This window comes from Salinarimonas ramus (genome assembly GCF_014645695.1).
Lineage (GTDB): Bacteria > Pseudomonadota > Alphaproteobacteria > Rhizobiales > Beijerinckiaceae > Salinarimonas > Salinarimonas ramus.
Map to the genome: position 1 here is coordinate 415666 of NZ_BMMF01000002.1, position 10843 is coordinate 426508.

Sequence of the window (10843 nt, forward strand, 5' to 3'; positions counted from 1 at the left end):
AGTCGCTACGGGGCTCGGCGGTCTGCTTTGAAGTGAGGGATCCCGCCATGGGTAAAGTCATCGGTATCGATCTGGGCACGACGAATTCCTGCGTCGCGGTGATGGAGGGCTCGAGCCCTCGGGTCATCGAGAACGCCGAGGGCGCGCGCACGACGCCGTCCATCGTCGCCTTCACCGACGAGGGCGAGCGCCTCGTCGGCCAGCCGGCCAAGCGCCAGGCCGTCACCAATCCGGAGCGCACCTTCTTCGCGATCAAGCGCCTCATCGGGCGCACCTTCGACGATCCCACGACGAAGAAGGACCAGGCGCTCGTCCCCTACAAGATCGTGCGCGGCGGCAACGGCGACGCGTGGGTCGAGTCGGACGGCAAGCAGTATTCGCCCTCGCAGATCTCCGCCTTCACCCTTCAGAAGATGAAGGAGACGGCGGAGAGCCATCTCGGGCAGCCGGTCACGCAGGCCGTGATCACCGTCCCCGCCTACTTCAACGACGCCCAGCGCCAGGCGACCAAGGACGCCGGCAAGATCGCCGGCCTCGAGGTGCTGCGCATCATCAACGAGCCCACCGCGGCGGCGCTCGCCTACGGCCTCGACAAGAAGCAGACCGGCACGATCGCGGTCTACGACCTCGGCGGCGGCACGTTCGACATCTCGATTCTCGAGATCGGCGACGGCGTCTTCGAGGTGAAGTCGACGAACGGCGACACCTTCCTCGGCGGCGAGGACTTCGACATGCGCGTGGTCGAGTACCTCGCGGCGGAGTTCAAGAAGGAGCAGGGCATCGACCTGACGAAGGACAAGCTCGCGCTCCAGCGCCTCAAGGAGGCCGCCGAGAAGGCGAAGATCGAGCTCTCGTCCACGACGCAGACCGAGATCAACCTGCCCTACATCACCGCGGACGCGTCGGGCCCCAAGCACCTCGCGCTCAAGCTCTCGCGCGCCAAGTTCGAGAGCCTGGTCGACGACCTGATCCAGCGCACCGTCGAGCCCTGCCGCAAGGCGCTCAAGGACGCGGGCCTGTCGGCGGGCGAGATCGACGAGGTCGTCCTCGTGGGCGGCATGACCCGCATGCCCAAGGTGCAGGAGACGGTGAAGTCCTTCTTCGGCAAGGAGCCCCACAAGGGCGTCAACCCGGACGAGGTCGTCGCCATCGGCGCCGCGGTCCAGGCGGGCGTGCTCCAGGGCGACGTGAAGGACGTGCTGCTGCTCGACGTGACCCCGCTCTCGCTGGGCATCGAGACGCTGGGCGGCGTGTTCACGCGCCTCATCGACCGCAACACCACGATCCCGACCAAGAAGAGCCAGGTCTTCTCCACGGCGGAGGACAACCAGAACGCCGTGACGATCCGCGTCTTCCAGGGCGAGCGCGAGATGGCGGCCGACAACAAGCTGCTCGGCCAGTTCGATCTCGTCGGCATCCCGCCCGCGCCCCGGGGCGTGCCGCAGGTCGAGGTGACCTTCGACATCGACGCCAACGGCATCGTCAACGTCCAGGCCAAGGACAAGGCGACCGGCAAGGAGCAGGCGATCCGCATCCAGGCCTCCGGCGGCCTGTCCGACGCCGACATCGAGAAGATGGTCAAGGACGCCGAAGCGCACGCGGCGGAGGACAAGCAGCGCCGCGAGCTGGTCGAGGCGAAGAACCAGGGCGAGGCGCTCGTCCACTCCACGGAGAAGTCGCTCAAGGATTACGGCGACAAGGTCTCCGAGGACGATCGCCAGGCGGTTCAGACCGCGCTGGACGCCCTGCGCGAGGCGCTCGGCGGCGAGGAGCTCGAGACGATCAAGTCGCGCACCAACGACCTGATGCAGGCGTCCATGAAGCTCGGCGAGGCCATGTACAAGGCCCAGGCCGAGCAGGGCGAGGCCGGCGCCGAAGGCGGCGAGGGCGAGCAGAAGTCCGACGAGGACGTGATCGACGCCGACTTCCAGGAAGTCGACGACGAGGACAAGAAGAAGCGCGCGTGACGATCGCGCGAGGCTGAGCGGCGCCGCGTTCGATCGGTCCCCGACCGGGGATCGGCGGGCGCGGCGTCCGCGTGCTCCACCCGCACCGGCGGGCGCACGCGCCCGCAACGGATGATACGAGGCCCGGGTCCGAGCCCCGGCCGCTCGCCGACCCGGCGAGGCGACCCGATCGAAGGCACCTCACCAGATGTCGAAGCGCGACTATTACGAGATCCTCGGCGTTGAGAAGACGGCGGACGAGAAGGCCCTCAAGAGCGCCTTCCGCAAGGCCGCCATGCAGTGGCACCCGGACAGGAATCCCGGCAACGCCGAAGCCGAGCTCAAGTTCAAGGAGCTCAACGAGGCCTATCAGGTCCTCTCCGACCCGCAGAAGCGCGCCGCCTACGACCGCTTCGGCCACGGCGCCTTCCAGGGCGGCGGCGGGCCGGGCGCAGGCCCCGGCTTCGGGCCGGACTTCTCCGACTTCATGTCGGACATCTTCGAGAATTTCTTCGGCGAAACGGGCCCGCGCCGCGGCGGCCGCGGCGGCGGAACGCCGGGTCGCGAGCGCGGGGCGGACCTGCGCTACAACCTCGAGATCACCCTCGAGGACGCGTTCGAGGGTAAGACCGAGGAGCTGAAGATTCCCACCGCGCTGGCCTGCGAAGCCTGCGGCGGCAGCGGCGCCAAGCCCGGATCGAAGCCCAAGACCTGCGGCACCTGCAACGGCTACGGCCGCGTGCGCGCGACGCAGGGCTTCTTCACCATCGAGCGCACCTGCCCCACCTGCCTCGGCCGCGGCGAGGTGATCGACGATCCCTGCGAGATCTGCCAGGGCGCCGGCCGCGTCACCCGCGAGCGCACGCTGTCGGTGAATATTCCCAAGGGCGTCGAGGACGGCACGCGCATCCGCCTCGCCGGCGAGGGCGAGGCCGGCCTGCGCGGCGGCCCGGCCGGCGATCTCTACATCTTTCTTTCCATTTCGCCGCACTCGTTCTTCCAGCGCGACGGGGCCGATCTGTTCGCCCGCGTACCCATCCCGATGGTCAAGGCGGCGCTCGGCGGAGAGGTGACGGTGCCGACGATCGACGGCTCGGACGCACGCGTCTCCATCCCCGCCGGGACCCAGACCGGCAAGCAATTCCGCATGCGCTCCAAGGGCATGCCGGTGCTCCGTTCACGTGACGTGGGAGATCTGTACATCCAGGTCGTCATCGAGACGCCACAGAACCTGACGAAAAGACAAAAGGAGCTCCTGCAGGAGTTCGAGGCCGAGTGCTCCCGCGACACGCACCCGGAAAGCCACGGGTTCCTCAACCGGGTTCGGGACTTCTTCGGTGGAACCGGCCGGGCTTGACGGGCGTCTGTGTCGTTGTTCTATACGGCTTGTCCGCTTCGTCGGGCCGCCGCCAGGAAAGGAATCACGCGTGCTGCCTCAATCCCATCGGCACCCGCAGAAGAAGGTTCCGGTCGATCTCGACGACGAAGCGCGCTTCCTGCGCTCCTGGATCGAGCGCCCGCTCGTCACCGGCGCGGTGACGCCCTCCGGCAAGCTCCTCGCCAGGACGATGGCGTCCTACGTCGACCCGCGCGAGCCCGGCCCCGTCATCGAGCTCGGGCCCGGCACCGGTCCCGTGACGGAGGCGCTGGTGCGCCGCGGCATCGAGCAGGAACGGCTCGTCCTCGTGGAGTTCAATCCCGATTTCTGCCGTCTCCTGCGTCACCGCTTTCCCCGCGCCACGGTCGTGCAGGGGGACGCCTACGACATCCGCACCACCGTGAGCGAGCTCCTGGCGGAGCCCGCGGCCGCGACGATCTCCTCGCTGCCGCTGTTCACGAAGCCGGTGGAGCAGCGCCTCGCGCTCCTGCGCGCCGCGCACGACCTCTCGCGCGCGGGCTCGCCCTTCATCCAGTTCACCTATGCCGTGGTGCCGCCCATCCCCAAGCATCCCAGCGAGTACACGGCGACGCCCTCCCAGCGCATCTGGCTCAATCTGCCGCCGGCCCGCGTCTGGGTCTATCGCCGCCCGACCGCGTGACGTCTAGCGAGCGGCGCTCAGGCGAGCGCCGCATCGACCGCCTCGCCGAGCCGGTCGACGATCTCCGTCACGTCCTGCCGCGTCACGATGTAGGGCGGCGCGAGCAGCACGTGATCGCCCCGCCGGCCGTCGATCGTCCCGCCCATCGGATAGACCATCAGGCCCCGCGCCATCGCCTCGCGCTTGATGCGGGCGTGGAGCTTGCGCGCCGGATCGAAGGGCTCCTTCGTGGCACGGTCCGCGACGAGCTCGATCGCCTGGAACAGCCCGCGCCCGCGGATGTCGCCGACATGAGGGTGCGAGCCGAAGCGCGCGGCGAGGTCCTCGCGCAGCCCCTCCCCCATCGCCCGCACGTTCTCGAGGAGCCCGTCGCGCTGCACGATGGTCTGCACGGCGAGCGCCGCGGCGCAGGCGACCGCATGCCCGAGATAGGTGTGGCCGTGCTGGAACAGGCCCGAGCCCTCGCGGAAGGCGCGCACGATGCGATCGGAGACGAGCGTCGCGCCGATGGGGCCGTAGCCGCCGCCCATGCCCTTGGCGATGGTCATGAGGTCCGGGGAGATCCCCTCCTGCTCGCAGGCGTGGAGCGTGCCCGTGCGACCCATGCCGCACATCACCTCGTCGAGGATCAGGAGCACGCCGTGCCGATCGCAGATCTCGCGCACCCGTGCGAAATAGCCCGGCGGCGGCGTCAGCGCGCCCGACGTGGCGCCGCCCACCGTCTCGGCGAGGAAGCCGATCACGTTCTCGGAGCCGAGCCTCGCGAGCGTCTCCTCCAGCTCGTCCGCGAGCCTCGCACCGTAGGCCTCCGGCGTCTCGTCCTCGCGCTGGTCGCGATAGGCGTAGGTCGGCGAGACGTGGTGCGCCTCCACGAGGAGCGGCGCGAACTGGGCGCGGCGCCATTCGTTGCCGCCCACCGCCAGCGCGCCCAGCGTGTTGCCGTGATAGGATTGCCGCCGCGCGACGAACAGGCGCCGCTGCGGCTCGCCGATCTCGACGAAGTACTGCCGCGCCATCTTCAGCGCCGCCTCCACCGCCTCCGAGCCGCCGGAGACGAAATAGGCGTGGGAGAGGCCGGCCGGCGCGTGCGCGATCAGGTGATCGGCGAGCGCCTCCGCGACGTCGGTGGTGAAGAAGCTCGTATGGGCGTAGGAGAGCGCGTCGATCTGGCGTTTCATGGCCTCGCCGACCTCGGAATGCCCGTGGCCGAGGCAAGACACCGCCGCCCCGCCGCTCGCGTCGATATAGGTGCGGCCGGCCGCGTCCCGGATGCGGATCCCTTCCCCGGCGACGGCGACGGGATAGGTATGCGAGAGCGTGCGGTGGAGGACGTGTGACATGCGGGACGATCCGGCGTCGCCGGCTCCTGATCGAGGTGTTTCAGATCGCTATCATGATGAAACAGACCATTCAATGCGGGAAAGCGCGCAGGTGAGCGCCGCCGACGGGACCGGCGGCGTCGCCACGCGGGGGCGCCTCGCCAGGCTCCTCGCCGACGCGCGGGTGCGCGTGTGGCTGCGCGTCGCGGTGCTCGTCCTGCTGATGGCGCTGCTCTTCCGCCTCGTAGACGGGCGCGAGACGCTCTCCGCGCTCTCGCGCGCGCAGGCGGGGCCGCTCCTTGTCGGCCTCCTCCTCGTCCAGGCGCAGATCGCCTTCTCGGGCGTGCGCTGGCGTCTCACCGCCAAGCGGCTCGGGGTGCCGATCACGTTGCGCACCGCCGTGCGCGAGTACTACATCGCGACCTTCCTGAACCAGGTGCTGCCAGGCGGCGTCGCCGGCGATGCCGTGCGCGCGATCCGCAACCGCGATCACGACGCCGACGGCGCGCCGCGCTGGCGCCCCGTGGTGCGCTCCGTGGTGCTCGAGCGTGCCGCCGGGCAGGTCGTGTTCTTCGCGGTGGCGGCGATCGGGCTCGCGCTGACGCCCGTGGCTCTGGCCCGCGCGGCGCCGGACGGCCTCGGCACCATCATCGCGATCCCCGTCGCGGTGGTCGCGCTCGCCGCGCTCGCGGTCGCGGCGGCGAGCCGCATCGGGCCGAAGGGCCTTCGCGCGGCGCTGGCGGATCTCGGGCCGGACGTCGCGCGGGTGTTCTGGAAGCGCGGCATCTGGGCGCCGCAGCTCTTCCTGTCGACCACGATCGTGGCGAGCTACATCGCGGTCTTCGCCCTCGCGGGCATGGCGCTCGGCGTCGTCCTGCCGGCCATCGCCTGGATCGCGCTCGCGCCGCTCGTGCTCGCGGCGATGCTCATCCCCGTTTCGATCGGTGGCTGGGGCGTTCGCGAGGGCGCGGCGGCGGCTCTGCTCCCGCTGGCGGGCGTCGACGCGTCCCACGCCCTCGCGATCGCGATCCTGTACGGGCTGACGAGCCTGGTGGGGAGCCTGCCGGGCCTCGCCCTCCTGGGCCTTCGTCGGCGCCGCTGAGGCGGTTGGCCCGCCACAGGTCGCGCACGTCCACGCCGAAGGACCACACGAGCGCGAGAAGCGCCACGCCCGCGATCACCTGGCTCCAGGGTGGGACGATCACCGGCAGCATCAGCGCGATCAGGCTCGCGCCCTGCAGGACGCACACGGCCTTGCGGCGAAGCGAGGGGCCGAGCGGGCGCTCGAGCCAGGGCAGCAGGCGCCGCGCCGCGAGGAAGACGTAGTAGGTCGCGCCGATGAGGAGCACCCACGCCCCCGCCTTGTCGAGCCGCCAGGCGGCGACCGCGAGGAGCGTCAGCAGGAGCCCGTCGACCTCCACGTCGAAACGTGCCCCGAAGCGCGATTCGAGCTTCAAGCGGCGCGCGAAGAAGCCGTCGAACCCGTCGAGCGCCAGCGACGCCAGAGCGAGGCCGAGCACCACGAGGCCGATCGGCGCGCCGGGCGCCGCGACGCGATCGACGTCGATGAGCATGCCGGCAAGCGCGCAATTGATCGCCGCGCGCACCAGCGTGACGCCGTTGGCGGCGCCGAAGCGACCGTGCGGGTGATAGGGACGTATGCGCCAGGCGACGACGATCGCGACGACGGCATAGAGGCCGAGCGCCGTGCCGATGGCGAGCGCCGTCGGCTCGGCGAGGCTCGCCGCCGCGACGCCGAGCGCCAGCAGCACGGCGAGCCCGCCCGCGAGCGCGGCGAGCGTCCGCGGCAGCGGGTCTCCGCCGCCCTCCCCGCGGATGCGGACCGGTTCCCCTGCGAAACGCCCCGACAGGACGCCCATTCTCGTACACTCCGTGCTCGACGTCGATCAGTAGACGTCTACGCACCGAGAAGCACGACGGTTTCGCGGCTTATCTGCGGCAGCTGAGCGCGTCACGTGCGATCCACGCGCGACGCATTCTAACGTCGAACTTGATCACTGGATGAGGATGGATCATAATCTTACGTTAAGTACTTTTCTCGAGTGGAGAACATCCGTGTCCGTCGACCAACATATCGGGCGTCTCGCCGGTCCGCCTTCATCGACCGACACGCCCTACGTCGCGGCGCCGCCGACCGTACCGTCGCCAGAGGTGTCGCGCATCCTCGCGGAAATCGCGAGCCTCATGCCGCTCCTGGCGCAGAGCGCACCTGCGGAGGGCGGCGCGCCGGTGCAGGATCCGGTCCTGCGATCGCGTTTGCAGGTCACCACGGGTGAGCTCCAGGCGCTCCGCGAGGACGAGCCGCTCGACGCCGCCGACAACGAACGCGTACGGCAGCTGGAGCAGCTCATCGCCTCGCTGCAGGCCGCGATGAGCGCGCAGATGACGGAAAGCGCGACGAATGCGACGGGCAGCGTGATCTCGTCCGGCCAAGGCGGCGAGGCCGAGTGGGCCGCCGCGCAGCTGGAATGGCTCAACGCCATGCTCGCCGCGGCGCAGCCGCCGAGCGTCGCGCCGACGCGAGGCTGAGCGCGCGCGTCCGTCGCTCAGACGAGCACGGGCTGCGCCACCTGCCGCTCCACGTCGAACACCCGGCGATAGCGCTCGACCTCGTCCGCCGGGCCGATGGCCTTCGTCGGGTTGTCGGAGAGCTTCACCGCGGGGCGCCCGTCGACGGAGACGACCTTGCAGACGATGGAGATCGGGTCGAGCCCGTCGTCGGCGACGAGGCCGCGGAAATCGTTCGTCAGCAGCGTCCCCCAGCCGAAGCCCAGCCGCATGCGGCCGTTGAAGCGCCGGTGGATGCGGATGATCGGCTCGACATCGAGCCCGTCGGAGAAGATGGCGAGCTTCTCGCGCGGGTTCTGGCCGCGGGTCTCCCACCAGCGAATCGCCTCCTCGCCGCCCTCGATCGGCTCCTTCGAGTCGATGCGGATGCCCGTCCAGGAGGCGACCCAGCTCGGCGCCTTGGCGAGGAACTGCGTCGTGCCGTAGGTGTCGGGCAGGATGATGCGCAGGTTGCCGCCGTAATCCTGCATCCAGTCGGCGAGCACCTCGTAGGGCGCGCGCGCCATCGCCGCCTCGTCGTGGCGCGCGAGCGCGGTGTAGACCATCGGCAGCTCGTGGGCGTTCGTGCCCACGGCCTCCACCTCGCGCCGCAGCGCGATGAGGCAGTTCGACGTGCCGGAGAAGGAGGGGCCGAGCCCCTCCATCATCGCCTGCACGCACCAGTCCTGCCAGAGGTAGCCGTGGCGCCGGCGCGTCCCGAAATCGGCGATGGAGAGATTCGGCAGCTGCTTGAGCGCCTGGATCTTCTCCCAGACCCGCGCCATCGCCCGCGCATAGAGCACCTGGAGCTCGAACTTGCCCATGGAGCGCGTCACCCCGCGCGAGCGCAGCTCGTTGAGGATGGCGAGGGCGGGGATCTCCCACATGGTGGTCTCGATCCACGGCCCCTCGAAGGTCAGCACGTATTGCCCGTCGTGCTTCTCGAGGTGGTAGTCCGGGAAGCGGAAGCTCTCGAGCCAGGCGATGAAGTCCGGCGAGAACATCTGGCGCATGCCGTAGAACGTGTTGCCGCGCAGCCAGGTGGATTCGCCGCGCGTGAGCGAGAGCGAGCGCACGTGATCGAGCTGCTCGCGCAGCTCGCCCTCGTCGACGAGGTCGGCGATGCGCACCGAGGTCGTGCGGTTCTGGATGCCGAAAGTCACGCGCACGTCCCGATGCCGACGGAAGATCGTCTGCGCCATCAGGAGCTTGTAGAAGTCGGTGTCCAGCACGGACCGGACGATCGGGTCGATCTTCCAGTTGTGATTGTAGACGCGGGTGGCGATGTCGACCATGCGCGGAGAGGCTCCCGACGGGTGCGCGGAGACGGACCTTAGCCGAGGCGGGGCGTGGACGAAAGGTCGCGCCCCAAGGGCATGCCCCGCCCCAGCGTCAGGCCTCGGCGTGCGCCGCCGCCAGGCGCTCGGCCTCGTCGATGTCCTCCGGCGCGTTGGCGTTGAAGAACGGATCGACGGGCACGCTCGGCCAGGCGGCGTGCGCGATGCCGTGGCGGGCGGTGAACCGGTCGATTTTGCGCAGGTCCTCGACGACGAGCGCGTGGCGCAACGCCTCGCGCAGGGAGACCGGCCACAGCGCGTTGACCGGATGCGTGCGCCCGTCGCTCTCCGCGCAGGCCAGCGACACCCCCGCCGCGGCGCGCGCGGCGTGGAGCCGCGAGACGAGGTCGCGCGGCGCGAAGGGCGTGTCGGCGGCGAGCGTCACCGCCCATTCCACGTCCGGCCGGTTCGCCGCCGCCCAGTCGAGCCCCGCGAGCACCCCCGCGAGCGGGCCGGCGAAGCCAGGCACGTCGTCGGCGACGACCGGGAGCCCCGTCTCGGCGAAGCGGGCGGGATCGCCGTTGGCGTTCAGCACGAGCCCCACGCATTGCGGCGCGAGGCGCTCGATTACGCGCGCGAGGATGGAGCGGCCGCCCACGGTGCGCAGCGGCTTGTCGCCCCCGCCCATGCGCCGCGCGAGCCCGCCTGCGAGGATGATGCCCAGCGTCGCCGGATATGCCTCACTCATCGCCGCCACCCTCGTCCTTCGCACCCTTGCGCCGATGCCGCGCGCTCTCCTCCTCCACGTAGGAGAGCTCCTGATCGTAGACGATGCGCTCCTCGCCCGAGAGCGCGATGAAGCGCTTGCCGCGCGCCCGCCCGATGAGCGTGAGCCCGGTCCGCCGCGCGAGATCGACGCCCGACGCCGTGAAGCCGGAGCGCGAGACGAGGACCGGGATGCCCATCCGCACGGTCTTGATCACCATCTCCGAGGTGAGCCGGCCCGTCGTGTAGAAGATCTTGTCGGCCCCGCTCTCGCCGGCGCGGAACATCCAGCCGGCGATCTTGTCGACGGCATTGTGACGCCCGACGTCCTCCATGTAGACGAGCGGACGGTCCTCCCGCGCCAGCACGCAGCCGTGGATCGCGCCCGCTTCCAGGTAGAGCGAGGGCGTCGTGTTGATCGCGTGCGTGAGGCGGTAGAGCCAGGAGGTGCGAAACGCCACCTGAGGCAGCGCGATCTCGTCGATCGCCTCCATCAGGTCGCCGAACGTCGTGCCCTGGGCGCAGCCGGAGGTTTGCGTGCGGCGCTTGAGCTTGTCCTCGAAATTCGTCTCGTGGGCGGTACGAACGACGACGACCTCGAGATCCTCGTCGTACTCCACCTCGGTCACCTCGTCGCGCGGGCCGAGCATGTTCTGGTTCAGGAGGTAGCCGAGCGCGAGGTATTCCGGATGGTCGCCGATCGTCATCATGGTGACGATCTCCTGCGCATTCAGGTACAGCGTCAGCGCCCGCTCCATGGGGACCGACGTCTCGATCGGCGCGCCGCGCTCGTCGACGCCCGTCACGCGGCGGGTGAGCCGCGGATCGCCGGGATCGGGCGCGATGACGAAGGGATTTTCTGACATGCTGATTGGCGTGCTCATGGCCACACGTTAGCGAAGCCGCCGGCGCCTGTCGCGGGGGCGGAT

Annotated in this window: 9 protein-coding genes and 1 pseudogene; 5 read left to right on the plus strand and 5 right to left on the minus strand. The window is 70.1% G+C overall.

All coding sequences use genetic code 11. The features are described from left to right. Window positions 1–47 precede the first annotated feature (47 nt). From dnaK to IEX89_RS04380, 3 genes are all read left to right on the plus strand, one after another. Window positions 48–1967 (plus strand): molecular chaperone DnaK, encoded by a 1920-nt coding sequence (gene dnaK / locus IEX89_RS04370; RefSeq protein ID WP_188909953.1) that lies wholly within the window; start codon window positions 48–50, stop codon window positions 1965–1967. 187 nt (window positions 1968–2154) lie between these two features. Beyond that, window positions 2155–3303 (plus strand): molecular chaperone DnaJ, encoded by a 1149-nt coding sequence (gene dnaJ / locus IEX89_RS04375; protein ID WP_188909955.1) that lies wholly within the window; start codon window positions 2155–2157, stop codon window positions 3301–3303. A 70-nt stretch (window positions 3304–3373) separates the two neighbouring features. After that, entirely contained in the window at window positions 3374–3985 is a 612-nt protein-coding gene (locus IEX89_RS04380; RefSeq protein WP_188909957.1) for a class I SAM-dependent methyltransferase, read from the plus strand. Window positions 3986–4002: 17 nt separating this feature from the next. On the opposite strand, the gene IEX89_RS04385 is transcribed toward IEX89_RS04380, so the two are convergent. Then, the gene (locus IEX89_RS04385) at window positions 4003–5325 is read right to left on the minus strand and encodes an aspartate aminotransferase family protein (protein WP_188909959.1); all 1323 of its coding nucleotides are present in this window, start codon (window positions 5323–5325) and stop codon (window positions 4003–4005) included. Window positions 5326–5416: 91 nt separating this feature from the next. Here IEX89_RS04385 and IEX89_RS04390 point away from each other — a divergent pair, with 91 nt between their 5' ends. Further along, entirely contained in the window at window positions 5417–6406 is a 990-nt protein-coding gene (locus IEX89_RS04390; protein WP_188909961.1) for a lysylphosphatidylglycerol synthase transmembrane domain-containing protein, read from the plus strand. Window positions 6407–6464: 58 nt separating this feature from the next. On the opposite strand, the pseudogene IEX89_RS24680 reads toward IEX89_RS04390, so the two are convergent. Then, window positions 6465–7184: pseudogene (locus IEX89_RS24680) on the minus strand (CDP-alcohol phosphatidyltransferase family protein); the annotation flags it as partial. A gap of 196 nt (window positions 7185–7380) precedes the next feature. On the opposite strand from IEX89_RS24680, the gene IEX89_RS04400 reads away from it, so the two are divergent. After that, a complete protein-coding gene (locus IEX89_RS04400) occupies window positions 7381–7854 on the plus strand; it encodes a hypothetical protein (protein ID WP_188909963.1) in 474 nt (157 codons plus the stop codon). Window positions 7855–7871: 17 nt separating this feature from the next. Here the strand turns inward: IEX89_RS04400 and pncB are convergent, their stop codons facing one another. The 3 genes from pncB to IEX89_RS04415 form a co-directional block, all read right to left on the minus strand. Continuing rightward, a complete protein-coding gene (pncB, locus tag IEX89_RS04405) occupies window positions 7872–9167 on the minus strand; it encodes a nicotinate phosphoribosyltransferase (protein WP_188909965.1) in 1296 nt (431 codons plus the stop codon). A 97-nt stretch (window positions 9168–9264) separates the two neighbouring features. Then, on the minus strand, window positions 9265–9897 hold the full coding sequence (mobA, locus tag IEX89_RS04410) for a molybdenum cofactor guanylyltransferase MobA (protein WP_188909967.1): 633 nt from the start codon (window positions 9895–9897) through the stop codon (window positions 9265–9267). Continuing rightward, complete coding sequence (locus IEX89_RS04415) at window positions 9890–10780, minus strand: formate dehydrogenase accessory sulfurtransferase FdhD (RefSeq protein ID WP_188909969.1); 891 nt, start codon at window positions 10778–10780, stop codon at window positions 9890–9892. Before IEX89_RS04415 ends, mobA begins: the two co-directional genes overlap by 8 nt. Window positions 10781–10843 lie beyond the last annotated feature (63 nt).